The sequence below is a fragment of the Paraperlucidibaca baekdonensis genome (assembly GCF_003387535.1).
Classification (GTDB): Bacteria; Pseudomonadota; Gammaproteobacteria; order Pseudomonadales; family Moraxellaceae; genus Perlucidibaca; species Perlucidibaca baekdonensis.
Map to the genome: position 1 here is coordinate 727,052 of NZ_QUNR01000001.1, position 26,355 is coordinate 753,406.

Genomic DNA, 26,355 nt, shown 5'->3' on the forward strand with positions numbered 1-26,355 from the left:
TTTGAGCTGCAGCCGATAATAATAATGACTGCCTAAAAGGCCCACACCATGACCCATCACGCTGCTTATCAACCCTACGCATCGGCCAGTAAACGCGCGCATGCCCTTGGCTGGCTGATGGCGGCGACCGTTCGGCCGATTGCCACCACTTGTTTGCGTTCGCCCGAGGGCTTATTAGCGCTGCGTAAAGGCTTTCGTGTATTGGGCTCGGTGCTTGAGCACACGCCGAAGTCGGTCAGCATTCGCGCAGTCCATCAGCCTGACGTGCGTGGCGAATGGGTGCAGGCGGTGCCAGCCAAAAGCGCAAAATCGGTGGTCTTGTATTTGCACGGCGGCGGCTATTTTTTTGGTGCCGGCTCGCTGCATCGGCAAGTCACGTGGCGGCTCTCGCACGCGCTCGCGCGGCCGGTGTTGGCTATTGATTATCGGTTAGCGCCACGGCACAGTTTTGAAGCTTGGCGCGATGATGCGGTGTCGGCGTATCAGTACTTATTGAAGCAAGGCTATCGGGGCGCAGACATCACAGTGGCCGGCGACTCGGCGGGTGGGCATCTCACCTTAGTGCTGTTGCAAACCTTGCGCGATCGCGGCATCAGTCGGCCACGTGCGGCCATATGCATTTCACCATGGACCGATCTCAGTGCCGACTCGCTGGCCTTGAAAGCGCATCCGCGCCGTGATCCGTTTATTCCATCTGCGAGGTTGGGTTTTATTAGTCGCTTTCTGACGCGCAACCGCAGCCCATTTGATGCCTTGGTGTCGCCCGTGCATGGTGATTTCCGCGGCCTGCCCCCACTTTATGTCATGGTCGGCTCCACCGAAGTGTTGCGTGATGATGCGCGCTGCATGGTCGCCCGAGCTCGCGCTGCCGGTGTCGATGTGGCCTACGAAGAATGGCACCGCATGCCGCATGTCTTTCCGATCATGGCCGCGGTACTGCCGGAAGGCCGCTTAGCGTTTCGCCATATGCGCGAATTTTTAGCGCGTGTTGAGGCATCAGCATTGTCGTTAGTTGCCTAAGGCAGGTAGCATCGCCCCCGTAGACGACGGATCTCTCGTCGTCGTCACGGTAGCTTGTCATGACTTCACCTTCGCGCCCCCGCGCAGACGATAAATCCAGTCCAGAAATCACCAAGGCCGAGCACAAGCGTGTGCGCGCTTTGCAGCAAAAAGCGGGGCGCCGTGAACAATCCGCATTTTTGGTCGAAGGCGCAAAAAGCGTGCAGGAGCTGCTCGCCTCCGACTGGCCAGTGGTGGCGGTTTACGCCAGCCATGAACAGGCCGATGACTTTCGTGAGGCCACCAGTCGTCGCGGCTTGCGTTTGATTGAGGTGAGCGCGAGCCTGCTCAGCAGCTTAGGTAACTACGCGCACAATGACGCCGCGCTGGCGGTTGCCGGTGTGCGTGCCTGGCGCGCCATGCCATTGCGCGATGGTCAGCTAACGCTAGCGCTCGATGACCTGCGCGATCCAGGCAATTTAGGCACCATTTTGCGCCTCGCCGATTGGTATGGTGTCAGTCAAATCGTCGCCTCGAAAACCACTGCCGAAATCTTTAATCCGAAAGTCATTGCCGCGAGTATGGGTTCATTTTTGCGGGTGCCATTTCACGTGGTGGATTTGCCTGAATGGCTGGCCGCCGCGCGTCAGCAAGCCGTGGTCTGTGGTGCGGTAATGAATGGCGACAGCACACACGCGCTACGTGGGCCGCTATTTTCAGCGCAGCAGCCGGGTGTGTTGGTGATTGGCAACGAGTCCAATGGCTTGAGCGCGGCCACGGCGGAGCACGTGAGCCAGCGCATTAGCATTCCGCGTTTTGGTGGTGCCGAATCGCTCAATGTGGGTGTGGCGACTGGTATTTTATTGGATCAATGGCGCCGTGATGCGCCAACAGAGGGTTAAGTCATGCTGATGGCGCTGATCTTGGTGGCCTTGGGTATTGCCGTGCTAGTGGCCGGCGGTGAAGTGATGTTGCGCGGTGCCGTGCGTTTGGCCACCCTCTGGCGTTTGTCGCCGGCAGTGATTGGCCTCACCGTGGTTGCCGCCGGCACGTCTATCCCCGAGTTGGCGGTCAGCGGCATGGCCGTGGCACGCGGCAATGTCGATATCGCCATGGCCAATGTCGTTGGCTCGAATCTGTTTAACATCACCGTGATTTTGGGCTTATGTGCCTTGGTGCGGCCATTTGCCGTGACCGGCAACACCCTGCGGCTCGAATACCCTGTGCTCGTGCTGATGACGTTATTTGGTCTGGTGATTGCCCAAGATTTGATGATCAGCCGCTTAGATGCGCTGCTGTGTGTGGCGTTTTATTGCGGCTTTACAGCCTACGTTGTGCATCTGGTGCGCGGCCAGGCCACCAGCAATGAGCTGGAACATTTAGATGAAGAAACCCGCGAGCTGCTGGCCTTGGAGTCGCCGCCCACACTGCTGCCGAGTTTGGCATTGGTTGGTGCGGGCGCGGCACTATTGGCGGTGGGCGCGCAGCTCACGGTGCAGGGTGCTTCCGATTTGGCGCGCTTATGGGGCTGGTCGGAGCGATTGATTGGCCTGACCATTGTTTCTATGGGTACGGGTTTGCCGGAGGTGGTGGCCTCACTGGTGTCGAGCTTGCGTGGACGCAGCGACATGGCCATTGGCAATGTCATCGGCTCGAACTTGTTTAACACACTGATGGTCGTTGGTATCACCGCCGGCATTGCGCCGCTGCCGGTTGCCGCCGACCTCTTTACCAGCGATATGCTCTGGATGTTAGCCGCCACTCTGCTGCTTTTCCCGCTGATGCGCACCGGCTGGCGCGTCAACCGCGTCGAGGGGGCGATCTTGCTGGCGGTCTATGGCGTCTACTTAGGCCTGCTTTTACAGCAGGCTTAAGTCGCGCGATGAGGTAAGCGCTGGGGTCCAGCTATAGCGCGGCATGCCAGAGCGGAATACGCCCTGGGATGGGCATGATGCCAACGCTCGCCGCCTCAGGGCTCTCCACCCACAGTGGCGCCTCAGCGCGCAAGGCATTGATCGATTCAATACCGCTGATTTTCAGCGTGGCAAAACGGCCGATCAAACTGGCATCACCGGGGAAATGGATCCAGCGCGTATTCTCGGCAATGCCCACCAAGTAGCCCGGGTAACGCTTCGATTCGCGATCAATCAGCACGCGCTGCTCGGTGCCCATCATGGCATCGGTTTTATGGCCGGTGTTGCGCGCAATCAGCGTTTGTACACGTTGCAGGCGCTGCTTTTTCTCGGCGTGCGAGACGCTATCGGGCAGCTCTGCCGCTGGCGTGCCGGGGCGCTTTGAGTAAATAAAACTATACGAGTGGTCGTAGTTAACAAACTCAATCAAATCGAGCGTGTCTTGGAAATCTCGCTCGGTCTCATTGGGGAAACCGATGATGAAATCCGACGCAATCTCGATGCCGGGTTTGGCGGCTTTTAAGCGCGTGATGATGTCTTTGTAGGTGGCGATTTCGTGGTTGCGTTTCATCGCCGCCAAGATCGCATTGGAGCCACTTTGCACGGGCAAATGCACATGCGCGGCCAACTCAGGCACCTCAGCATGGGCCTGAATTAAGGCGTCGTTGAATTCCAGCGGATGCGAGGTGGTGTAGCGAATGCGGCCGATGCCAGGGATCGCTGCCACGGCGCGCAAGAGCTCAGCGAAACCGCAAATATGGCCATCATGATGCTCGCCATAATAGCCATTGACGTTTTGCCCGAGCAGCGTGACTTCGCGTACGCCTTGGCGCGCGACATGAGCGACTTCGGCAATCACATCATCGAAGGGTCGTGAGACTTCTTCGCCGCGCGTGTAGGGCACCACGCAGAAGCTGCAGTATTTCGAGCAGCCTTCCATGATCGAGACAAAGGCTTTGTGGCCGTCAATTTTTGGCTCGGGCAGAAAGTCGAATTTTTCATTCTCGGGAAAACTCACGTCGACCTGCGCGATGCGCTCGCGATCGACTGGCTGCACCGATAAGTCGGTGAGCATTTGAGGCAGACGATGCAGGGTTTGCGGACCGAATACCATGTCGACATAGGGCGCGCGCTGCAAAATGCCTTCGCCTTCTTGCGAGGCCACACAGCCACCGACCCCAATAATGACATTGGGCCGCTCAAGCTTCAGGCGCTGCCAGCGGCCAAGCTGCGAAAACACCTTCTCCTGCGCCTTTTCGCGGATCGAGCAGGTATTCAGCAGCAGCACATCGGCCTCTTCGGCGATGTCAGTGCGCACCAGCTGATGCGAGTCGCTGAGCAAGTCGAGCATCCGCGAGGAGTCGTACTCGTTCATTTGGCAACCTTGGGTTTCGATGTAAAGCTTGCGAGCCATGAGCGCGTTATTCCGTCCTATTAAACGCGCGCAGTATACAGCTATGCTGTGCGCTCGCGAAAACGGCTTTATGCAGGTGTCCATGTCGCGCATAAGCGTGCGGGTTTGGGCTTAACTGAGTGGGCGTATAGGCGCGCTGCCTATGGGCCATGACGATTGAGGGGTCTTAACAGATGTCGCGACGACAAAAATTGCGAATAAGTTTAGTCACTGCGCTGATGGTCAGTGTCGGCCTGGCGGCGTGGGCGTGGCTGCAGCGCCCGCAGTACTCGGGCTTGCCGGTGCTGAAATTGGGCGGTGATTTTGCGCTCGTGAATGCCACTGGCACGCCATTTTCATTGGCCGACAGCACCGGCCGCGTGCGCTTGCTGAGTTTTGGCTTCACACACTGCCCAGACATCTGCCCGATGACATTAGCGCGCTACCGTGCTGTCTTGGAGGCATTGGGCAATGACGCGGCGCAGCTGCAGCCGATCATGATTAGTGTCGACCCGGCACGCGATACGCCCGCGGTATTGGCCGACTACGTGGCTTATTTTAGCCCCAATATCATTGGCCTGACGGGCTCAACGGAGGCGATTGCGCAGGTCGCCAAACAATACGGCGCCTATGTCTCGGTTTCAGGCGACGACGTGAGTCATTCAGATTATTTATATTTGATCGATCGCGATGGTCGTGTGCGGCGACTATTTGATCAGCAGGCGGGCGTGCAAGCCATTGTGCAAGAGGCACGCGCGCTGATGATTGAACCTCGGGAGGGCGTATGAAGCGGATCGTTGGCGTGTTGGCGGGCCTGCTCAGTGTTTGCGCAACGTCGGCTTTAGCCGCGGTCCATGTGCACGATGCATGGATCCGTGAAGTGCCGCCGGCGTCACGCGTGGCGGCATTGTTTGTGGCATTGGAAAATACTGGCAGCGAGGCGGTTGCTATTCGTCAGATGCGAAGTGCAGTGGCGGAGCGCGTGGAATGGCATGACATGATCATGAATGAGGGTCATATGAGCATGCGCGCGCGCGAGCAACTGCTGCTGATGCCCGGCGCAACAGTATTGGCACCCGGTGGCAGTCATTTGATGCTATTGGGTCTGCGCGAGCCGTTGCATATTGGTGATCAGGTGCCAGTTGAGATCACGCTAGATACAGGGCGCGTGCTTTCAGTTAACGCCACGGTGCGCGCCACACAGCCAGCATCTGGTCACGCCCATGACCACCACTGAGCGCCATTCAGCCGAGTCGCTGCTCTCGCGTTTTCGCGCGAAGTTGCAGCTCTTTAGCAAGCCCGAGATTGTTCGCGCGCCAGCACGGCATTGGGATGGGCAGCGTTTTCGTAACCTCGGTACGGACACCAAACACAGCTCGTGGGCAGCGCTGCGCTGGCTGAAGTCGCGCCAGCCGGCGGCATGGCCAACGTGGGTAGACTCGGCGCCGAGCCCTGAAAAGCCTGCCGCCTGCCATAGCGAGCAATTAGCCGACTGGCGCGTGACCTATGTCAATCACGCCACAGTGCTCGTGCAAATAGGGCCGTGGAATGTGCTCACCGATCCGGTCTGGTCTGACCGCGTGAGTCCGGTGACGTTTGCCGGCCCGCAGCGCGTGCGCAGTGTCGGTATTGCGCTCGATGACTTGCCGCCGATTCATGCGGTATTGCTCAGTCACGATCATTACGACCACCTCGATATTCGCACGCTGATGTGGCTGCATGCGCGTGATCGGCCATTGATCGTGACAGGTTTGGGCGTTGATGCGGTGCTGCATGCCCACGGTATCGACAATGTCGCCGCCATGGATTGGTGGCAGTCGCTAGCACTGGGCCCGCTAACGGTGTTTTTTTTGCCGGCACAGCATTTTTCCGGTCGTGGGGTGCGTGACCGCAATCGCACGTTGTGGGGCAGTTTGCTGGTGCAGTCATCGGCGGGTTGCTTGTATTTTGCCGGCGACACCGGCTATGGACCACATTTTCAGGCGATTGCTGAGCAGTTTGGTGCGCCACGTTTGGCGCTATTGCCGATCGGTGCTTATGCGCCACGCTGGTTTATGGGGCCGGTGCACATGGACCCCGCCGATGCCGTACGTGCGCATCAAGATTTGCAAGCGGTGTACTCGCTGGGCATTCATTTCAATACGTTTCAGCTCACCGATGAGGCCATGGAGGCGCCGGTTGAGCGCTTGACTGAGGCGCTTCAGGCGGCCGGTGTTGATGCCGCTCATTTTGGCGTTTTAGGTGAGGGTGAAAGCCGCCCTGCCTAATGACCTAGAGCCAGTTGCGGCGCTTGAAGTAGAAGTAGGGCGCCACCGCGGAGAGGATCATCATGCCGATACCAAAAGGGTAGCCGAAGTCCCAGCCAAGCTCGGGCATGACGCGGAAGTTCATGCCGTAGACGCTGGCGATCATGGTCGGTGGTAGAAACACCACGGAGGCCACCGAGAAGATTTTGATGATTTTGTTCTGATTAACGTTGATAAAGCCGAGCGTGGTGTCGAGCAAGAACTTAATTTTATCGAACAAAAATGAGGTGTGCGCGATCAGTGACTCCGAGTCACGGATGATATCGCGCAGGCGCTCGCTGAGCTCGGCGTTGAGCATGCCGGAGCGCAATAGCAAGTACAGCATGCGCTGCAAATCGACCATGGAAATCCGCACTTTGCCAATGATGTCTTCTTGCTGCGCGATCTCGGTGAGCAGCGATTCCATGTCATCGGTTTCGGCATTGCCAAGCACTTGCGAGCCGGTGACTTCAAGATCGGCGGCGATGCGCTCGATCATATCGGCGAGGTTTTCCACTTTGGTTTCAAACAAGCCAATCAAGATCGATTTGGGGTTGTTGATATTGACCAGGCCTTTGCGTGCGCGCAGGCGGAACAGGCGAAATGCCGCGAGCTCTTCTTCACGCAGCGTAAATAGTCGATCGCCATTAAACACAAAGGCGGCGGAAATATTGGTCGATGACTGGTCGGCGTAATTGAGGAAATACGAGCTGATGTGCAGGCCGTCATCGTTTTCGTAAAAGCGCGAGGTGGCCTCGATTTCGTAGAGATCATCGATGCTCGGCAGCTCTTGGCTATAGGCCGTGCGCACCCATTCGCGCTCTTCATCGGTGGGGTTGATTAGGTCAACCCACAGGATGTCAGCGATCAGATCTTCGGCCGCATTAATGGCGACTGGTTCGAGCAAACCCTTATTCAGGGTGAAGGCCATCAGCATGCGTGGCATCTCCCAATTTTCCAGCATTCTAACAATGCCGAGCGCTTGGCAGCTAGCATTTCGCCGGCTCATTTCGCCGCTGGCGTGTTTAGGCCAGTGTGCGTGCGATGACCACCAGATCGACGCGCTGCGCACCGGCGGCGAGCAGGCACTGGCTAATCGCCTCGGCGGTGGCGCCGCTGGTCAGCACATCATCGACCAATAGCACATGCTGATGATGCAGCGGCGGGCCATGCCAGATAAACGCGCCGACTAAATTCGCGCGGCGCTCATCGGCATGCAGCGACTTTTGCATGCGTGTGTCGCGCACGCGCACAAGATCATGCACCGCCACTGGCCGCTGCAGACGCTTGGCCATGATGCGAGCTAATAGAAGCGTTTGGTTGTAGCCGCGCTGGCGCAAACGTTTGCCATGAATGGGCACAGGCACAATGACATCCGGTAGCGCATCGGGATCGATGCAGTCGGCCAAACGCTGACCAAAGTAATCGGCGAGCACCAGGCGGCTGTGGTATTTCAGCGCTGCCACTAGCCGATCGATGGGAAAGCGAAACGTAAATAAAGCCTGCGCACGCTGCCACGGTGGCGGTGCATCGGCGCAGTCTGAGCACTGCTCAGCGGGTGTACTTAATGGCCGTGCGCAACGCTGACAGGCGCTGGTCAGCCACGGCAGATCGGCCGAGCAGGCCACACACAAGCAGTCGTGATGCCCTCGGCCATGGCAGAGCACGCAACGATTGGCGCGCACTACGTCAACCATTCGACTCAAGATAAGTTGACGATGACTGCTCAGTCTCGCCACAATAGCCGCCAACACGCCCGCTAGCTGGCGACACATGCCCTGTGCGACCCTGAACTGACTGTCGAGATTCATATGCACTCCTTTGCCGATTCAACTGCGCCGCGCCACGACTGGACGCGCGCCGACGTTGCTGCCTTATTTGACTTACCTTTTAATGACCTGCTGTTTCGCGCGCAGACCGTGCATCGTCAGCACTTCGATGCCAATGCCGTGCAAGTCAGCACGCTGTTGTCGATCAAAACCGGCGCCTGCCCGGAAGACTGCAAATACTGTTCGCAGTCGGGGCATTACGACACCGGCCTCGACAAAGAAAAACTGCTGGCTATAGAAAAGGTAGTCGAGGAGGCGCGAAATGCTAGGGACAAAGGCGCCTCGCGGTTTTGCATGGGTGCGGCCTGGCGCAGTCCGCGCGAAAAAGACATGCCCTATGTGGTGGAGATGGTCAAACGCGTGAAGGCCTTGGGGCTTGAGACCTGCATGACCTTAGGCATGCTCGACGGCGCACAGGCCTCGGAATTGGCCACCGCCGGCTTGGATTATTACAACCACAACCTCGACACCAGCCCCGAGCATTACGCGCAAATCATCACCACGCGTAGCTACCAAGATCGCCTCGATACGCTCTCGCATGTGCGCGATGCCGGCATGAAAGTCTGCGCGGGTGGCATTGTTGGCTTGGGCGAGCGCCGCGAAGACCGCATTGGTTTATTGACGCAGCTGGCTACGTTGCCGGCGCATCCGGAGTCGGTGCCGATTAACCAGCTGGTGAAAATCCCCGGCACGCCTTTGGGCGATGTTGATGACCTCGACCCGTTCGAGTTTATTCGCACCATCGCGGTGGCGCGTATCATCATGCCGAAAAGCATGGTGCGCTTGTCGGCTGGCCGCGAGGAGATGCCCGAGTCGCAGCAGGCGCTGTGCTTTTTGGCCGGCGCCAACTCGATTTTTTATGGCGATAAATTGCTCACCACTGCTAACCCGGAAGCCGAGTCAGACATGCTGCTATTTAAGCGTTTGGGTTTGAAGCCCATGGTCGAGTCGGAAATTGCGCGCGATGCGGTCATTGAGCCAACGCTTTATGCGCCAGCCGCCGCGCCACTCTGGCACGATGCCATGGCGACCCGTGTTTAAACGACGACGCATGCGCTGATGTCTGCCGTCCCGACTAGCTGGCAGGCCTGGCTGAGCGACACGCTTGCCGCGCGAGATCGCGATGGTCTGCGCCGTCAGCCCGTGCATCTGGACTCGCCTCAGGCGGTGCGCGTGCAGCGCGACGGGCGCTGGCTCGATAATTTTTGCAGCAATGACTACTTAGGCCTCGCTGCTGAACCCGCGTTGCAAGCGGCGCTCATCGATGCGGTGCGCCGCGTTGGTGTCGGTGCTGGCTCGGCAAGCTTGGTTTGCGGTCATCACCACGAGCACGCTGCGTTAGCTGAGGCGCTGGCCGACTGGCTGGGCGTGGAGACGGTGCTGCTCTTTGGCAATGGTTATTTGGCCAATCTCGGCGTGCTCGCCGGCCTCGCGGGGCGCGGGGATGCCATTGTGCAAGATCGCCTAAACCACGCCTCGCTGATCGATGGTGCCATCGCCTCGGGCGCCAAGCATCTGCGCTATGCCCACGCCGAGGCGCTAGCCGCTGAGCAGCGCCTGATGAGCTTGCCCGAGAACATTCATAAGCGCCTGCTGGTCAGCGATGGCGTGTTTAGCATGGATGGCGATATCGCCCCGGTGGCCGAACTGGTCGCCGTCGCCGAGCGTCAGCAGGCCTTGTTGGTGCTCGATGAAGCCCATGCCTTTGGCGTTATTGGCGAGGCCGGGCGCGGCAGCGTCAGTCATGCCGGCCTGCGCGATGACGCCGTGGCGCTGCGCATCGGCACGCTCGGCAAGGCCTTTGGTGTGTATGGCGCGTTTGCCGCCGGCCCGAAGGTGCTCATCGATACCTTGCAGCAGCTCGCGCGCCCAGCCATTTACACCACCGCCTTGCCACCGGCGCTAGCGGCGGTCACCCGTGTGGCGCTCACGCATGTTCGCGATGATCATTGGCGGCGCGCTAATTTGCAGGCCAATATCATTCAGTTTCGCGCCGGCGCATTGGCGCAGGGCTGGGACGTGATGGCCAGCGACACCGCCATCCAGCCGCTGCTTATTGGCGATACGGCGCGCACCAATGCGTTGAGCGCGGCGCTGCTGGCGCGCGGCTTTTGGGTCAGCAGCATCCGTCCGCCGACCGTGCCCAATGGCAGCGCGCGCCTGCGCGTAACGCTCAGCAGTGCGCACACGCCGGAGGCCATCGCGCGCTTGCTTGATGCGCTGGCGGACTTAGCGATGGATTATGCCTGCGTGAGTTCGCCGTGATTTTCTTTTCAATGACCGCACCGAGAGCTTGAGTTTTTATGCCTGCGTTAATGCTCTATCACGACACCTATCACAGCACCGGCCCACTCGGCAGCGCCGCTCCCGATCTAGTCTTGCTGCATGGCTGGGGCCTGCATTCGATCGTCTTCGATCCCATCGTGCCATTTTTGCTGGAGCGCTATTGCGTCACCGTGATTGACTTACCGGGCATGGGCCGCAGCCCTCTGCCAAATGCGCCGCTGAGCGTCGAGTCTGTCGTGGCGCAACTTGCTGAAGTGGCCCCCGAGCGCGCCCTGTGGCTGGGCTGGTCGCTCGGCGGTGAGCTTGCCTTGGCCTATGCGCAAGCTCATCCGGCCCGCGTCTCCGCGCTGATGCTGATTGCCAGTAATCCCTGCTTTGTGCAGCGCCCAGACTGGTCGCACGCCATGCCGGAGGCGACCTTCACCGGTTTTAGCGAGTTCTTCGATGAAGACCCCGAAGCCACGCTGATTCGCTTTTTATCGCTGCAATGCATGGGCTCGGCGCGCGCGAAAGCCGACATCCGCTTTTTGCAAGAGATCATGTATTTCCACGGCTTGCCGGCGCCGCGGGCCTTACGCGAAAGCCTGCAGCTGCTGCAGGACATGGACCAGCGTGAGGCCTTTGCTCAGCTGCCGATACCCATCGCGATGATCTTGGGGCGTCACGATCAGCTCGTGCCGGCGCTACTGGCAGAGGACTTGCTCGCGCTGCGCTCAACCCTCGCCATTCGCCTCATTGACGGGGCCGGCCATGCGCCATTTCTCGCGCAACCGGAGGCCTTTCAGCAGGCGCTGGCTGAGCTCTTGGGCGAGATGAATCGGTGAGCGGCGCTGCAGCGCTGGAGGCTCACGTGGTGTGCGCTACCGAGCAGCCGGCCACTGGCCCCTGGCAAGCGAATGTGGCGCGCCACTTTCAGCGCGCCGCCATGAGCTATGCCGATACTTCCGCGCTACAGCAGGCCTCGGCGCAGGATTTTTTCGCGTGCACGCAGGCGCGAGGGCTGGTGCTTGAACTCGGTGCCGGTCATGGCGCCATCGCGCAATTGATCAGTGAATGCACTGCGGTGAGTACGGTGCTGGCGCTGGATATCAGCGAGGCCATGTTGCGTCAGGCACCGATCGGCCCGAAGGTGCAGCGCGTGGTCGGCTCGGCCTTGGCCATTCCGCTACGCGATCAGTGTGTCGATACGGTCATGAGTCATTTTGCCCTGCATTGGTGCTTGTCGCCGCGAGCGGTAGCGGCAGAGTTGCGGCGGGTGGTGCGCGCTCAAGGCCATGCGCAGCTGGCCATCCCGCTGGCGGGCAGTCTCGCCCCGCTGCATGGTGACGGTGGCGATGGCGCGCTGTTATTGCCACTGGCGCAATGGCAGGCAGCTTTTGCGCAGGACTGGCAACTGGAAGCCAGTGACGTGAAAACCTACACGCGGCACTTCACGAGCGCGAGAGACTGGCTGGCATATTTGCGCGCCATGGGCGTGACCGCCACGCCACAAGCCGCGCCAGCGAGCCGGCGCCATGTGCGCGAACTACTCGCAGGCATTGAGCAGGCAGCAGAGCCTGCCGGCATTCCTTTTACATTTCAGGTTTGGCACGCTCGCCTTCGAGCGGTCTGAGCAATAGGCATTCCTCATGGCGGCATTTTTCATCACCGGCACCGACACCGATATTGGCAAAACCTATGTGGCGGTGGCGCTTTTACAGGCCGCACAAAATGCCGGTTATAGCTCGCTCGGGCTGAAGCCCATTGCCGCCGGTTGCGAGCGCACGGCAGATGGCCTGCGCAATAGCGACGCCTTAGCGCTGATGCAGGCCAGCAGCGTTAAGCTCAGCTACGAGGAGGTCAATGCCGTGGCCTTGCCCGCACCCTGCTCGCCGCACTTGGCCGCGAGCGAGGCCGGTCGGCGCATTACCATCAATCAGCTCGCGGGCTACTGCCGCGGCAGCTTGAGTCGGCGCGTCGACTTCGCCCTAATAGAAGGTGCCGGTGGCTGGCGCGTGCCGCTCAATGACCGCGAGATGCTCAGCGCCCTGCCAAAAGCCTTGGGCACGCCGGTGATTTTGGTGGTGGGCATGCGGCTAGGTGCGCTCAACGCGGCGTTTCTCAGCACCGAGGCGATTTTGAAAGATGGCCTGCGCTTGGTCGGCTGGGTTGCTAATGTCATCGACCCCGACATGCTCAAGCTCGAGGAGAATATCGACACGCTGAAACGCTGGCTGCCGGCACCGTGTTTGGGCGTATTGCCGTGGGCGCCGGAGGGCGATGCGTTAGATGCCGCGAGTCATCTGGATCTCAGTGCGTTGAGCCTAAAAGCGCGACCAAGCAGTCAGATATCGTCGAAATGACCGCAGTTTGTCCTAGCGAAAGCGGGACAAGCTAATGGCTACACTCAACATTCAATTACTACAGTGAATGACATAACCGTGAATGGTCGGTCACATTTCGCACTGTGTCATTGTCGGTTTCTTCACTACACTGTGGCTATCACAGATCCGAGCCAGCGTGGTTTTATGCGCGATACATCGCTCCAGTGTCTGTCTACGAACCCAACGCTGCGCATGGTGTGCAGCATTTAGCGAGGATTTACTCATGGCATTTCAATATAAAGCGCCGCTGCGCGACATGCAGTTTGTCATGCACGATGTGCTGGGCTTAGAACAATTCTATGCCGGCCTGCCGAAATTCAGCGACACCAATCGCGAACTCATCGACAGCATCGTTGAAGCGGGTGCACAGTTCTGCGAAGGCGAGCTGGCCCCCATCAACCGCTCGGGCGACGAAGAAGGCTGTCATTTCGACAATGGCGTGGTGACCACACCAAAAGGCTTCAAAGAAGCTTATGCCAAATACGTCGAGCTTGGCTTTGGTTCGTTGGCGGCCGAAGAAGGCCACGGTGGTCAAGGCTTGCCGCCCACCATCGGTATCGCCATGAGCGAGATGATGGGTACCGCGAACTGGTCGTTTGGCATGTATCCGGGCTTATCACACGGTGCTATCAATACCGTGGAAGCGCACGGCACACCCGAGCAAAAAGAGACGTATCTGACCAAGCTAGTATCGGGCGAATGGACGGGCACCATGTGCTTGACTGAATCGCACGCTGGTTCCGACTTGGGCACTATCCGTACTAAAGCTGAACCCAATGCTGATGGCAGCTACAGCGTGACCGGCACGAAGATTTTTATCTCCGCGGGTGAACACGACTTGTCGGAAAATATCGTACACATTGTGCTCGCACGTCTCCCCGATGCCCCGAAAGGCACCAAAGGTATTTCGCTGTTCATCGTGCCGAAATTCATGCCCGATGGCTCGCGCAACACCGTGGCTTGCGGCTCGATCGAGCACAAAATGGGTATCAAAGCGTCAGCTACCTGCGTGATGAATTTTGATGGCGCTAAAGGTTTCTTGATTGGTCCACCCAACCGTGGTCTAAACTGCATGTTCACCTTCATGAACGTGGCGCGTATCGGCACCGCGGTGCAAGGTTTGGCGGCTGCTGAAGGCTCATTCCAAGGCGCTTTAGAGTACGCTCGAGATCGTCTGGCCATGCGTGCGTTGACCGGCCCGGTGGCTCCTGAGAAAGAAGCCGATCCCATCATCGTGCATCCTGCCGTGCGCCAAATGCTGCTGACGCAAAAAGCGTTTGCCGAAGGCGGTCGTCTGCTTTGCTACTGGCTGTCGACACAAACCGATTTGCTCAATGGCTCCGATGATGAAGCGGCGAAAAAGCAAGCCGACGAACTCATGTCGTTCTTGACGCCAATCGCCAAAGCCTTCTTGACCGAGACCGGCTATGAAGCCGCTAACCACGGTGTGCAGGTTTATGGCGGCCATGGTTTCGTACGCGAATGGGGTATGGAGCAAATTGTTCGCGATACGCGCATTGCCTTGCTCTATGAGGGCACCACCGAAATCCAAGCGTTGGATTTATTGGGCCGTAAAGTGCTACAAACTCAAGGCGCCATGCTGCGTAACTTCACGAAGATCGTGCACAAGTTTTGCGAAGCCAACAAAGATAACGCCGACATGGCGCAGTTCATTGAACCATTGGCCGCAGTAAATAAAGAGTGGGGCGATCTGACCATGAAGATCGGCATGAAAGCTATGCAAAATCCCAACGAAGCCGGTGCAGCTGCCGTCGATTACATGATGTATTCGGGCTATGCCACCTTGGCTTATCTGTGGGCTTGGATGGCTCAGGTCGCGCAGGCGAAAATCGCTTCAGGCGAGGGTGATGCGGCTTTCTACCAAGCCAAAATCAAAACCGCGCAGTTCTATTTCCAAAAGTTGTTGCCACGCACCAAATCGCATGCCGCAGTGATTGAAAATGGTGGCGATGTGCTGATGCAAATGGAAGCTGAAGCCTTTGCTTTCTAAAGCGTCTGTGCTGTTGTAAGTGAACGAGAGCCCGCGCATGCGGGCTTTTGTCCCTGTGTTGATGCGCGTTTTGCATCACTGACATGATTGAAGGAATACCTCATGCCTGTATTTAAAGCCCCCCTGCGCGATATGCGTTTTGTTCTCGATGATGTGTTTCAAGCCACCGATTTGTGGGCGCGCCTGCCAGCCTTGGCCGATGTTGTTGACCGCGATACCGTCGATGCCATTCTAGAAGAAGCCGCTAAGTTCAATGAAAACGTGGTGTTCCCGCTCAATCGCAGTGGCGATGAAGAGGGCGCCGTGTTTAACGCGGGTGAGGTCACCACACCGGCCGGCTTCAAAGATGCTTTCACGCAATACGGCGAGGGCGGTTGGATCGGTCTCGGTGCTGACCCGCGCTGGGGCGGCCAAGGCATGCCGAAAATGGTCACGGTAATGACCGAAGAAATTCTCTTTGGCGCCAACCCATCTTTTGCGCTTTACCCTTTGCTGGGCATTGGTGCGGCACTATCGATGTCGCAACACGCCAGCGATGAGCTCAACGAACGCTATTTGCCGAAAATCTATAGCGGCGAATGGTCCGGCACCATGTGCTTGACCGAGCCACATGCCGGTACCGATTTGGGCATCATCAAAACCAAAGCGGTGCCACAGGCCGATGGCTCCTATGAGCTGACCGGCACGAAGATTTTCATCACCGGCGGCGAGCACGACCTCGCCAGCAATATCATCCACTTGGTGCTTGCTAAGCTGCCTGATGCACCAGCTGGCTCAAAAGGTATTTCGCTGTTTGTGGTACCGAAATTTTTGGTCAATGAAGACGGCAGCGTTGGTGCGCGCAACCCGGTATCGGCCGGCAATATCGAGCACAAAATGGGCATCAAAGGCTCGGCCACCTGCGTGATGAACTTCGACGCCGCCAAAGGCTGGCTCGTGGGTGAGATCAACCAAGGCCTGGCCGCCATGTTTGTCATGATGAACTACGAGCGTTTGTCGATGGGCTTGCAGGGCATTGGCGCTTCGGAAGTGGCCTACCAAAATGCCGCCGCTTACGCCAAAGACCGTTTGCAAGGCCGCTCGGCCAAAGGCGCGGCGCAGCCCGAAAAAGCCGCCGATAGCTTACTGGTGCATCCTGATGTGCGTCGTATGTTGCTCAATGTGCGCGCGCACAACGAAGCCGGCCGTTGCTTCGCCATGTACGTCTCGAAATACCTAGACCTTGCCAAATACAGCGATGACGCCGATGAGCGCGCGCAAGCCGCCGACCGCGTGGCCTTGATGACGCCGGTGGCGAAAGCCTTCCTCACCGACAAAGCCTTTGAAGCCTGTGTGGAAGCCCAGCAAGTCTTTGGCGGTCACGGTTATGTGCGCGAATGGGGCATGGAGCAGCTGGTCCGCGACACTCGCATTGCGCAAATCTATGAAGGCACCAATGGCGTGCAAGCCCAGGATTTGGTTGGCCGCAAACTCGTGAAAAATCGCGGCGCCTATGTGCACAACTATGTCACTGAAGTGCGTGAGCTCATTGCTCGCGTGCAGGGTGACAGCGCGCTGGCCAGTGCTGCGCAAGCCACCGCCGCTGCCGCCGATGCCATTGCTCAAGCTACCGATGATTTGGTTGCCGCGAGCGCGCAAGATGCCGATGAAATCAATGCCGCCGCAGTCGACTTCCTGCATGCCTTTGGCCTGTTTACTTACGCCCACATGTGGCTGCTGATGCTGCAAGCGGCGCAAGGGAAAGACGGTGATTTCTACGCCGACAAACGTCGCGTGGCCGGCTTTTTCTTTAGCCGAATGTTACCGGAGCTCGACATGCGCCTCGCATTTATTCGCGGTGGCGCCGCACCATTGATGGCGTTGAGTGCTGAGGGCTTCTAAACGGCTGGCTACTTTTTAGCCACTGTTTCGCCACAAAACAGCCATGCTTGGCGCTAGCTAAGCCTTCCTCGTTGTGCCAGCCTGAGACTAGGTCGGCCTCGGGGAGGGGCAGTCATGTGTCGCAAATACCTAGCCGTCGTGCTGCTTGCCCTATGCACGCCACTCATGGCATCAGATTTCTCACCAACTGCTGAGCCGTGTATTGCCCGCGATAATGCTGGCGATTTACTCGGCTGGGCAGACTATCCGCATTGTTTAATCGAGTTGCGCGCGCAATCCAGCGTGCGTTGGTTCGATGAATGGCTCGGCCATCCTGAACTCGATGACAACGCCTCGGTTGCCCTGCGTGCGGTGTCTGAGTTTATTATCGATGACCATGGCGACCTCACCGCGTCCTTGCGTCTGCGCGCTCAAGTAGCCCTGCCGCGCATCAATAAACGCCTATCGCTGATTCTGGAAGATGAAAGCCGTGAGTCTGGCACGCTGCGCAGCATTCCCAGCGTTAATGAGTCTGCACTAGCCCTGCGCTGGTTGGTGCTAAATCTAGAGCGTATGCGCATTGAGACTGATGCCGGCGTGCGCTCAGGCCCAGACCTGTTTGTGCGCGGGCGCTTTGCCAACTCGGTGGCGCTCAGTGCCGATGATCAGCTGCGCGTTGCGCAAAGCCTACGGTATGGCGCGAAAGAAAGACTGCGCGCCATCAATACCATTGACTACAGTCATGCCTTGCAAAATGACAGTGTCTTTACGCTGTATCATCAACTCGACTACCAGCAAGACAATCAAGACGACGGTGCATTTTGGTCGCGTGGCGCGGTGTTCGGTCGCGCGCTGAGCGCCAATAGCAGCGCGGCCATTGGCGCCGCGCAGGAGGGTGTGAGTGATGCATGGCAGGAGCGTTCGCGCTATGTTTGGCTGCGCTATCGGCAGCAGTTTTTACGGGACTGGCTATTTTATGAAATCGAGCCACGCCTGACGCAGACGCGTGCCCGCGATTGGGATACGCTACCGTCTTTTACCTTGCGCCTTGAGGTGCACTTTGGCCATCAGCGCCGCGAAAAGCCTGCGCGTGTGGCATTTTTTCCTGATCAAGATGAGCGGTAATGACAACACTTCCCGCCAAGCAGCCGCATTGGCTAGGTGGCTTCGATGAGCATGTGCGTTGGGGCCTAAATGGCGACAGCGCTTATTGGCTGCAACACGACACGGTCATGCACCCACTGCGCCGCCACGCTCAGCGGCGTGTGGCCATGGCGCTATTTTCCCGCCACGATGGCCCGCGTTTGCACACATTGCACGATGAGTATGCCTTAGGCGCTGCCGATTTAGCGCGCTGGCGTGAGCGCGGCGACTGGGCGGCAGTCGAGCATACGTGGCCGTCGGGCAGCTTCTTAAGCGAGCGTGATGGCCTGCTGCGCGCGCGCTTTTTCGGCGCCAATGGCCAGGCCCAAATCAGCAGTCAAGCGCTGTCATTGCCCGAGCATCGCGTCACCTTGCGCAGTCCATTGGGCGCGCTCAAGGCTCAACCACATTGCCGCGATGGCCTCTGGCAGTTCACTCCGCCCGCGCGCCTCGGCCAAGCAGCGATGACACTCGACGGTCGCAGCGACGGCGGCCAATGGCAGTGCTATAGCCGCCTCGCCGCCATGGGCAGCGCCCAGCTACAGTGCGTGAGTTTTGCTGGCCAAACCAAGGCCAATGTGCTGGCCATGGGGCAGTGGCTGGCGCCGGCGCTGGGTCGTCGCGCGCCGTTGACCATTGCGCAGGCACAAGTCAGTGTCGGCGGCCGACAGTATTGCTTCGATCGCTGGCTGCCCAATGCCACTACCGATGCGCCGGAGTTTGGTGATTACCGCTGGCTGGCGACGCTCGTCAACGATGAGTTTCGCCTGCACATTCATGCCGATGGCGGCAATCCGCGCATCACGCCGTGGTTGGCTCTGCCCGACACGCGCAATCGCTGGCTGGCGCGGACCTTGCGCGTCACCCCCTTTGCCAGTTTGCGGTTGCGCATTTATCCGCGCGGTAGCGATCAGGCGTATATTGATCTGCGTAGCGAAAACTGCTTATTGCAGACCGTGCTGCCGGACTAAATCAATGGGCATAAAAAAGGCCCGGCAGTTGCCTGCCGAGCCCTTTTTCATGTGCGCTGCCCTTACGAGTGCGCAATAGCCTCGGCAACGGTCACGGCAGTCATATTGACGATACGGCGTACCGTCGCCGTGGGCGTGAGGATGTGCACGGGGCGTTTGGCGCCGAGCAGAATCGGGCCAATCGTCACGCCATTGCCGCTGGATGTTTTCAGCAGGTTAAAGGCGATATTGGCGGCATCTAAGTTCGGCATGATGAGCAGGTTGGCGGGGCCTTTCAGGCGCGCATTCGGGAACACTTTATTACGAACGTGCTCATTGAGTGCGGCGTCACCATGCATCTCGCCATCGACTTCCAGATCTGGAGCCTGCGCTTGCAGCAAGGCAAACGTCTCGCGCATTTTACGCGCGCTGGGGTTGTCATCGGTGCCAAAATTCGAGTGCGACAGTAGCGCCACTTTCGGTGTTAGGCCGAAGTTACGCACCACTTCCGCGGCTTTCAGTGTGATGTCGGCGAGCTGTTCAGCGGTGGGGTCTGGGTTCACATACGTATCGGTGATGAACAAGGTCATGTCTTGCAGCATCAGCACGTTTAAGGCGGCATAGTTTTGTGTGTCATGCGACAGGCCAACGACACGGCTGACATAGCGCAAATGCAAATCGTAGTTGGCGAAGGTGCCGCAGATCATGCCGTCGACATCGCCAAAATGCACGAGCATGGAGCCGATGAGCGTGGTGCGACGACGGACTTCGCGCATGGCCAGCTCTTGGCCAATACCGCGACGCTCCATCAGCGATAAGTAGTGCTTCCAGAACTCTTCGTAGCGCGCAATATTGTCTTGGTCGACGATTTCAACATCGTGTCCGGGACGAATACGCAGGCCTAGGCTCTTGATTTGTTCATTGATATCGCTGGTGCGGCCAATCAGCACGGGGAAGGCAATGCCTTCATCGACGGCGATTTGAGCGGCGCGCAGCACGCGTGGATCTTCACCTTCGCAATAGGCAATGCGCTTTGGCGCGGCTTTGGCGGCGGCAAACACGGGCTTCATCAGGAAGGCCGAGTTGTAGACAAATTCGGACAGGCGCTGACGATAGGCAGGGAAGTCGGTGATTGGGCGCGTGGCAATGCCGGAGTCCATCGCGGCCTGCGCAACGGCTGGCGCAATCGCCATAATCAAGCGTGGGTCGAGTGGGCCGGGGATCAGGTATTCGCGGCCGAAGCTGCTCGGTGACCCGCTATAGGCCGCCGCGTCTGATGACTCCACGTGTGCCATTTTTGCGATGGCATAGACACATGCGATCTTCATTTCTTCATTGACCGTGGTGGCACCGGAGTCGAGCGCACCGCGGAAAATATACGGGAAGCACAGGGCGTTGTTGACCTGGTTCGGGTAGTCCGAGCGGCCCGTGGCAATGATGGCGTCTGGGCGCACGGCTTTCGCCAGCTCGGGGAGAATTTCCGGCGTGGGGTTGGCGAGCGCGAAGATGATCGGGTCATCGGCCATGGCCTTGACCATGTCTTGCGAAACGATGCCGGCAGTGGACAAGCCGAGGAACATGTCGGCACCGGGAAATAGGTCGGCCAATGTGCGTGCGTCGGTGTCTTGCGCGTAGAGCTGCTTGCTGGCGTCGAGATTGTCACGGCCGCTGTGAATCACACCTTTGGAGTCGGTGACAAAAATGTTGCTGCGCGTAGCGCCGAGCGACACCAAGAGATTCAGGCAAGAAATCGCCGCCGCACCGGCACCGGAGCAGATGATTTTGATGTCTTCGATTTTTTTCTTCGACAACAGCAGTGCGTTTAATAAGCCCGCGCCGACAATTATTGAGGTGCCGTGTTGGTCATCATGGAAGACCGGAATTTTGCAGCGCTCGCGGAGTTTTTTCTCCACATAAAAGCATTCGGGCGCTTTGATGTCTTCGAGGTTGATCCCGCCAAAGGTTGGCTCCAGCGCAGCAATAATATCGACAAGTTTTTCTGGATCGCGCTCATTGATCTCGATGTCGAAGACATCGATGCCGGCGAACTTTTTAAACAGCACGCCTTTGCCTTCCATGACCGGCTTGGAGGCCAGTGGGCCAATATCGCCAAGACCGAGCACGGCAGTACCGTTGGTAATCACGGCCACTAAGTTGCCGCGCGCGGTGTAGCGTGAGGCGGTGGAGGGGTCGCGTTGGATTTCTTCACATGGCGCGGCGACACCGGGCGAGTAAGCCAGTGCCAAATCGCGTTGATTGACTAGCTGCTTGCTGGGTGTGACGTTGATTTTGCCGGGCTGGGGAAATTCGTGATAATCCAGAGCCGCTTTACGCAGTGCCTCATCCATAGTGATACTCGCTTGTGCCGTGCCTAGTAATAGCGCGCGATTATAGCACCGCAAAAGCGAGATCGTGTGCGCGTTTAGTCGCTTGTGCGTGACCCTTCAGTCTCGCGCGCAATGGCTCGGTAGCCAATATCGTGGCGATGAATTTCGCCGGCCCACTGGATTTTTGCCACCTCTGCATAGGCCGCTTGCTGCGCCGCTTTCACGGTCTCGCCAAGGCCCGTGGCGCAAAGCACGCGACCGCCGCTGGTGCAAATCTGATCATTGATGAGTTTGGTGCCGGCCTGGAAGACTTTCGCACCAGCAGCCTCTTGGCCTAGGCCTTCGATAGCATCGCCGGTCCGAATGTCGCCGGGATAGCCGGCAGCGGCCATTACCACGCCGAGCGCGGCCCGCGAATCCCACTGCGCTGTCGTGCTGGCCAGCTTGCCATCGAGACCGGCTTCAATGAGCTCAAGCAATGAGCTTTGCAGGCGCATCATGATGGGCTGGGTTTCGGGGTCGCCAAAGCGGCAATTAAACTCGATGACTTTTGGCGTGCCATCGGCATCGATCATCAGGCCGGCATAGAGAAAGCCGGTGTAGTCGTGACCTTCGGCTTTCATGCCCGCGACAGTCGGCTCGATGACGTCGCGCATGACGCGGGCATGCACCTCGGGCGTGACCACGGGCGCTGGCGAGTAGGCGCCCATGCCGCCGGTGTTGGGGCCCGTGTCGCCATCGCCAATGCGCTTATGGTCTTGGCTGGTGGCCATGGCCAGGGCATGGTTGCCATCGACCATGACAATAAACGAGGCCTCTTCGCCGTCGAGGAACTCTTCCACGACCACGCGCGAGCCGGCGCTGCCGAATTTATTGCCGGCGAGCATGTCGGTGATGGCATCTTCGGCCTCGGCTAAGGTCATCGCGACAATGACGCCTTTGCCGGCCGCCAAGCCATCGGCCTTGATGACAATGGGCGCACCCTTTTCGCGAACATAGGCGAGTGCGGCATCGGTCTCGGTGAAGACTTGGTAAAACGCGGTGGGGATGTCGTGGCGCGCTAAAAAGTCTTTGGCAAAGGCTTTCGAGCCTTCGAGCTGGGCCGCGTGTTGGGTTGGCCCCCAAATGCGTAAGCCGGCACCACGAAAGGCATCGACCACGCCATTGACCAACGGAGCTTCGGGGCCAACCACGGTCAGCGCAATGTCACTGCGCTGCGCGAAGGCCAGCAGCGCGGCGTTGTCGAGAATATCTAACGCGACATTTTCACACTTAGGCTCGGTTGCTGTGCCGGCGTTGCCCGGGGCGACAAACACGGTGTTGACGCGGGCATCTTGGGCCAGTTTCCACGCCAACGCGTGCTCACGACCACCGGAGCCTAAGAGTAAAATATTCATCGCAAAACTCGCTTAATTAGTGACGGAAATGACGCATGCCGGTGAAGACCATGGCGATACCCGCTTCATCGGCGGCAGCAATGGTCTCGGCGTCGCGCATGGAGCCGCCGGGCTGAATGATGGCGACAATGCCAGCTTTGGCGGCGTTATCGATGCCATCGCGGAACGGGAAAAAGGCGTCGGAGGCCATCACCGCGCCGGGCACGGGCAGGCCGGCATGTTCGGCCTTAATGGCGGCGATGCGCGCGGAGTTGACGCGGCTCATCTGTCCAGCACCAATGCCGATGGTCTGACGGTTTTTCGCATAAACAATGGCATTGGACTTTACGTATTTGGCGACTTTCCAAGCAAAAATGAGATCATGAATTTCGGCCTCAGTTGGCGCGCGTTGGCTGACGATTTTCAGGTCATCGCTGCCGATCATGCCCATGTCTTGATCTTGCACGAGCAAGCCGCCATTGACGCGCTTAAAGTCCCACTGGCTGGCGCGAGCATCAATGGCAGGCAGTTCGCCGCAGGCCATCACGCGCACATTTTGCTTAGTGGCAGTCACCGCCAAAGCCTCTGGCGTGATGCTCGGCGCAATAATCACTTCAACAAATTGACGCGAAACAATGGCCTGGGCAGTGGCGGCATCGAGCTCACGGTTAAAGGCAATGATGCCGCCGAATGCCGATTCGGTATCGGTGGCGTAGGCGAGCTCGTAGGCTGCCAAAATGCCATCAGTTGAGACTGAGACGCCGCAAGGATTGGCGTGTTTGACAATGACGCACGCCGGTTTCGCGAAGCTTTTCACGCACTCCAGCGCGGCGTCGGTGTCGGCGATATTATTGTACGACAGCTCTTTGCCTTGCAGCTGAGTGGCGCTGGCCACGCTCGCTTCGCGGCTGCTCGATTCGACATAAAAGGCCGCGCGCTGATGCGGGTTTTCGCCGTAACGCAGCTCTTGAGCTTTAACAAACTGACTATTGAACGTGCGCGGGAAGGTGTCGCGCGCGCTCAAATCGGCTGGCTTTTCACCCACTAATGCACCTAAGTAATTAGCGATCATGCCGTCGTAGCCGGCGGTGTGTTCAAAGGCTTTCACGGCTAGGTCAAAGCGCGTGGCGTGTGACAGGCCGCCATCGGTTTGGATCTCGGCGAGCACGCGATCGTAGTCAACTGTGTTGACAACAATGCCGACGTGGGCGTGATTTTTTGCCGCCGAGCGCACCATGGTGGGGCCGCCAATATCGATATTTTCGATGGCATCGGGCAGCGTGCAGTCAGGCTTGGCCACGGTCGCTGCAAACGGGTAAAGATTGACCACCACGAGGTCGATGCCGCCAATGGCGTGCTCGCTCATCACTGCGTCGTCTTGGCCGCGACGGGCCAAAATGCCGCCATGAATTTTCGGATGCAATGTTTTTACGCGACCATCCATCATCTCGGGAAAGCCGGTGTAGTCCGAGACCTCGGTGACGGCAATGCCTTCGCGACGCAGCAGCTGATACGTGCCGCCGGTCGACAACAAGGCCACGCCAGCCTCAGCCAGGCCGCGGGCAAACGGCACCAGGCCAGATTTATCGGATACGCTTAATAAGGCGCGCTGCACGCGATGGGTCGTGGATTGGCTCATAAAAACAGGCTCTTAAGACAAATGGTGAGGCATAAAAAAGCCACGGACAGGCCGTGGCGTGGGGCTTAGTTCATTAAGCCGTGTTGCTTGAGCTTTTTACGCAGCGTGCCGCGGTTTAAGCCGAGGATTTCCGAGGCGCGGGTTTGGTTGCCGCGGGTGTATTCGAGCACCACTTCTAAGAGCGGGGTTTCGACTTCGGCCAAGACCATTTCATAGACGTCGCTGGCGCGCTCACCGTCGAGATGGGCGAAGTAGTTACGCATGGCCAGCTCAACGTGATCGCGCAACGTTTGGTTTGGGCGGGTGCTGGTGCTGGTTAACGGTTTTTTAATGACAGACATGTCCATGCAAAACTCTCACAAGTGGCAAATGCACATTAGGCCGCACAACCCGAGCTGGGCTGCGTGCGCAAGTGCGAAAAAAATTCACTGACCAAGCGTCGCTGCTGGTCGGCATCCGTTAGGGCATTAAATGGTCGGCTCAAGGCGCGACCGTTGGGCATATGCTCGGCGTACCAAGACATGTGTTTGCGTGCAAAGCGCACGCCGAGACCCGGCCCATAAAACTCATGCAGGCTATCCAGATGGTGCAACACAATAGCTTCCCGCTCCGCCCACGGGATGGGCGGCAGTTGCTGACCTGTGCTGAGGTAGTGCTGGATCTCGCGAAATAACCACGGGCGCCCATGAGCGCCTCGGCCGATCATTATACCATCGCATCCGGTGTGCTCAAAGACGAAGCGCGCCTTTTCTGGCGTGCAGATGTCGCCATTAGCCAAAATAGGTAGGCTCACGGCGGCTTTTATCTCGGCAATGGTGTCGTATTCGGCATCGCCTAGGTATTTGTCTTCGCGGGTGCGGCCATGCACCGAGAGCAGGGCGATGCCAGCCTCTTCGGCGATGCGCGCGATGCTCACGCCATTGCGGGCGTTGCGCGCCCAGCCGGTACGAATTTTCAGGGTCACCGGCACATCCACCGCGGCGACCACGGCCTGCAAAATCTCAGCAACCAAGGGCTCATCTTGCATGAGCGCGGAGCCGGCGAGTCGATTGCAGACTTTCTTGGCGGGGCAGCCCATATTGATGTCAATGATTTGCGCGCCATTAGCGACATTGAGCGCAGCGGCCTCGGCCATCATGGCGGGATCATAGCCCACGATTTGCACAGTAATGGGGCCGGGCTCGCCGGTGTGGTCGAGGCGAAATCGTGACTTTTGCGAGTCCCATAGGCGCGATTCGGAGGTGACCATTTCCGAGACCACATGGCCGGCGCCTTGCGCGCGGCAGAGCTGGCGAAAGGGGCGATCGGTAACGCCGGCCATGGGCGCTAAGGCCAATGGCACATCGAGGCGATAGGGGCCAATCTGCAGGGGGCGTAAAAAGTCCGTCATGGCAGCACTTTTAGTTCGGCCTGCTCAAATGCCGGATAGCGACCATCGGGGCCGGGCTCGAGCGCCACGGAGACGCGAATGCGCACAGGCTGGCCATAGGCAATTAATGCCGTTGGCGCAAAGCGCGGCGGTAGGCCGGCGGGCAAGTAGTCGCTGGCTTGGACATTGCGGCGACCAACGAGGCTATTTTGCCAGTCGCGTAAGTTGACTTGCAGCGTGGGCCACGGTTGCAAAATGCGGGCGCGATTATTGAGCACGGCATCGAGATGCCAAATGGTGGTGCTGCCAGGCTCGGCGCTCAAGTTGAGGCCGGTGACTTCCCAAGCATTAGTCAGTACGGGGCGTATGAGGCGGTAGCCGACACGGTCCAAGGCTGGGCTCAGCACGCTACGCACCAGCGGTTGTTGCAGCCAAAAGTTTTGGCTCAGCCAAGCGCCTTCAACAATGATGGTTAGCGCGGCCAACAACGCCAGCACGAGCCATGGCCATTGGCGGGTGTGCGCGGGCAAGGCCTCCAGCTCCACCGGCACATCAACGCGGTAGAGGTCGGCAATGGGGTTGCTGCGCGCGTTGTCGCGTGGCTCGCTCATG

The 26,355-nt window shown here is 58.7% G+C and carries 23 protein-coding genes and 1 pseudogene; 15 read left to right on the top strand and 9 right to left on the bottom strand.

Annotated features, from left to right (window positions below; genetic code table 11):
• Positions 1-48 precede the first annotated feature (48 nt).
• Genes DFR26_RS03405 through DFR26_RS03415 form a run of 3 tightly spaced genes read left to right on the top strand, consistent with a single transcriptional unit; the run spans position 49 to position 2,873 of the window.
• A complete protein-coding gene (locus DFR26_RS03405) occupies positions 49-1,020 on the top strand; it encodes an alpha/beta hydrolase (protein ID WP_116207518.1) in 972 nt (323 codons plus the stop codon).
• 59 nt (positions 1,021-1,079) lie between these two features.
• Positions 1,080-1,901: a TrmH family RNA methyltransferase gene (locus DFR26_RS03410; RefSeq protein WP_116207519.1), complete on the top strand. Its 822-nt coding sequence runs from the start codon at positions 1,080-1,082 to the stop codon at positions 1,899-1,901.
• Between the two features lie 3 nt (positions 1,902-1,904).
• Positions 1,905-2,873, top strand: a complete 969-nt coding sequence (locus DFR26_RS03415; protein ID WP_116207520.1) for a calcium/sodium antiporter — start codon at positions 1,905-1,907, stop codon at positions 2,871-2,873.
• A gap of 121 nt (positions 2,874-2,994) precedes the next feature.
• On the opposite strand, the pseudogene miaB reads toward DFR26_RS03415, so the two are convergent.
• Positions 2,995-4,320: pseudogene (miaB, locus tag DFR26_RS03420) on the bottom strand (tRNA (N6-isopentenyl adenosine(37)-C2)-methylthiotransferase MiaB); the annotation flags it as partial.
• 179 nt (positions 4,321-4,499) lie between these two features.
• Between miaB and DFR26_RS03425 the strand changes: the two are divergent.
• From DFR26_RS03425 to DFR26_RS03435, 3 genes are read left to right on the top strand one after another with little or no spacing between them, the layout of a single operon-like run.
• Positions 4,500-5,093, top strand: coding sequence for an SCO family protein (locus DFR26_RS03425; protein WP_116207522.1), 594 nt, complete (start codon positions 4,500-4,502; stop codon positions 5,091-5,093).
• The gene (locus DFR26_RS03430; protein ID WP_116207523.1) at positions 5,090-5,542 is read left to right on the top strand and encodes a copper chaperone PCu(A)C; all 453 of its coding nucleotides are present in this window, start codon (positions 5,090-5,092) and stop codon (positions 5,540-5,542) included. Before DFR26_RS03425 ends, DFR26_RS03430 begins: the two co-directional genes overlap by 4 nt.
• Positions 5,529-6,572 carry an MBL fold metallo-hydrolase gene (locus tag DFR26_RS03435; protein ID WP_116207524.1) on the top strand — a complete coding sequence of 348 codons (1,044 nt, stop codon included), beginning with the start codon at positions 5,529-5,531 and terminating at the stop codon, positions 6,570-6,572. Before DFR26_RS03430 ends, DFR26_RS03435 begins: the two co-directional genes overlap by 14 nt.
• Before the next feature lie 4 nt (positions 6,573-6,576).
• On the opposite strand, the gene corA is transcribed toward DFR26_RS03435, so the two are convergent.
• Together corA and DFR26_RS03445 are read right to left on the bottom strand one after the other, a co-directional pair.
• Complete coding sequence (gene corA, locus DFR26_RS03440) at positions 6,577-7,599, bottom strand: magnesium/cobalt transporter CorA (RefSeq protein WP_220375693.1); 1,023 nt, start codon at positions 7,597-7,599, stop codon at positions 6,577-6,579.
• 16 nt (positions 7,600-7,615) lie between these two features.
• Positions 7,616-8,401, bottom strand: a complete 786-nt coding sequence (locus DFR26_RS03445) for a ComF family protein (RefSeq protein ID WP_116207525.1) — start codon at positions 8,399-8,401, stop codon at positions 7,616-7,618.
• Here DFR26_RS03445 and bioB point away from each other — a divergent pair, their 5' ends adjacent.
• The 9 genes from bioB (at position 8,402) to DFR26_RS03490 (ending at position 19,053) form a co-directional block, all read left to right on the top strand.
• Positions 8,402-9,460 (top strand): biotin synthase BioB, encoded by a 1,059-nt coding sequence (gene bioB / locus DFR26_RS03450; RefSeq protein WP_116207526.1) that lies wholly within the window; start codon positions 8,402-8,404, stop codon positions 9,458-9,460.
• Positions 9,461-9,478: 18 nt separating this feature from the next.
• Positions 9,479-10,684 carry an aminotransferase class I/II-fold pyridoxal phosphate-dependent enzyme gene (locus DFR26_RS03455; protein WP_116207527.1) on the top strand — a complete coding sequence of 402 codons (1,206 nt, stop codon included), beginning with the start codon at positions 9,479-9,481 and terminating at the stop codon, positions 10,682-10,684.
• A gap of 38 nt (positions 10,685-10,722) precedes the next feature.
• On the top strand, positions 10,723-11,529 hold the full coding sequence (bioH, locus tag DFR26_RS03460; protein ID WP_116207528.1) for a pimeloyl-ACP methyl ester esterase BioH: 807 nt from the start codon (positions 10,723-10,725) through the stop codon (positions 11,527-11,529).
• Positions 11,526-12,317, top strand: coding sequence for a methyltransferase domain-containing protein (locus tag DFR26_RS03465; protein WP_116207529.1), 792 nt, complete (start codon positions 11,526-11,528; stop codon positions 12,315-12,317). Before bioH ends, DFR26_RS03465 begins: the two co-directional genes overlap by 4 nt.
• A gap of 16 nt (positions 12,318-12,333) precedes the next feature.
• Positions 12,334-13,047, top strand: a complete 714-nt coding sequence (gene bioD / locus DFR26_RS03470) for a dethiobiotin synthase (protein ID WP_116207530.1) — start codon at positions 12,334-12,336, stop codon at positions 13,045-13,047.
• Between the two features lie 244 nt (positions 13,048-13,291).
• The gene (locus tag DFR26_RS03475; protein WP_116207531.1) at positions 13,292-15,079 is read left to right on the top strand and encodes an acyl-CoA dehydrogenase C-terminal domain-containing protein; all 1,788 of its coding nucleotides are present in this window, start codon (positions 13,292-13,294) and stop codon (positions 15,077-15,079) included.
• A 102-nt stretch (positions 15,080-15,181) separates the two neighbouring features.
• On the top strand, positions 15,182-16,960 hold the full coding sequence (locus tag DFR26_RS03480) for an acyl-CoA dehydrogenase C-terminal domain-containing protein (RefSeq protein WP_116207532.1): 1,779 nt from the start codon (positions 15,182-15,184) through the stop codon (positions 16,958-16,960).
• Between the two features lie 114 nt (positions 16,961-17,074).
• Complete coding sequence (locus tag DFR26_RS03485) at positions 17,075-18,064, top strand: hypothetical protein (RefSeq protein ID WP_116207533.1); 990 nt, start codon at positions 17,075-17,077, stop codon at positions 18,062-18,064.
• On the top strand, positions 18,064-19,053 hold the full coding sequence (locus DFR26_RS03490) for a hypothetical protein (RefSeq protein WP_116207534.1): 990 nt from the start codon (positions 18,064-18,066) through the stop codon (positions 19,051-19,053). The genes DFR26_RS03485 and DFR26_RS03490 overlap by 1 nt, the downstream gene beginning before the upstream one ends.
• A gap of 62 nt (positions 19,054-19,115) precedes the next feature.
• On the opposite strand, the gene DFR26_RS03495 is transcribed toward DFR26_RS03490, so the two are convergent.
• The 6 genes from DFR26_RS03495 to DFR26_RS03520 all read right to left on the bottom strand — a co-directional run bounded on the left by DFR26_RS03495 (position 19,116) and on the right by DFR26_RS03520 (position 26,354).
• Positions 19,116-21,380, bottom strand: coding sequence for an NADP-dependent malic enzyme (locus DFR26_RS03495; RefSeq protein WP_116207535.1), 2,265 nt, complete (start codon positions 21,378-21,380; stop codon positions 19,116-19,118).
• A 74-nt stretch (positions 21,381-21,454) separates the two neighbouring features.
• Positions 21,455-22,756 (bottom strand): phosphoribosylamine--glycine ligase, encoded by a 1,302-nt coding sequence (purD, locus tag DFR26_RS03500; protein ID WP_116207536.1) that lies wholly within the window; start codon positions 22,754-22,756, stop codon positions 21,455-21,457.
• Between the two features lie 16 nt (positions 22,757-22,772).
• Positions 22,773-24,374, bottom strand: a complete 1,602-nt coding sequence (gene purH, locus DFR26_RS03505; RefSeq protein ID WP_116207537.1) for a bifunctional phosphoribosylaminoimidazolecarboxamide formyltransferase/IMP cyclohydrolase — start codon at positions 24,372-24,374, stop codon at positions 22,773-22,775.
• Positions 24,375-24,439: 65 nt separating this feature from the next.
• Positions 24,440-24,715: a DNA-binding transcriptional regulator Fis gene (gene fis / locus DFR26_RS03510; protein ID WP_220375698.1), complete on the bottom strand. Its 276-nt coding sequence runs from the start codon at positions 24,713-24,715 to the stop codon at positions 24,440-24,442.
• A 35-nt stretch (positions 24,716-24,750) separates the two neighbouring features.
• Positions 24,751-25,743 carry a tRNA dihydrouridine synthase DusB gene (dusB, locus tag DFR26_RS03515; RefSeq protein ID WP_245953002.1) on the bottom strand — a complete coding sequence of 331 codons (993 nt, stop codon included), beginning with the start codon at positions 25,741-25,743 and terminating at the stop codon, positions 24,751-24,753.
• A 17-nt stretch (positions 25,744-25,760) separates the two neighbouring features.
• Positions 25,761-26,354 (bottom strand): DUF3426 domain-containing protein, encoded by a 594-nt coding sequence (locus DFR26_RS03520; protein ID WP_181898973.1) that lies wholly within the window; start codon positions 26,352-26,354, stop codon positions 25,761-25,763.
• Between the last annotated feature and the right edge of the window lies 1 nt (position 26,355).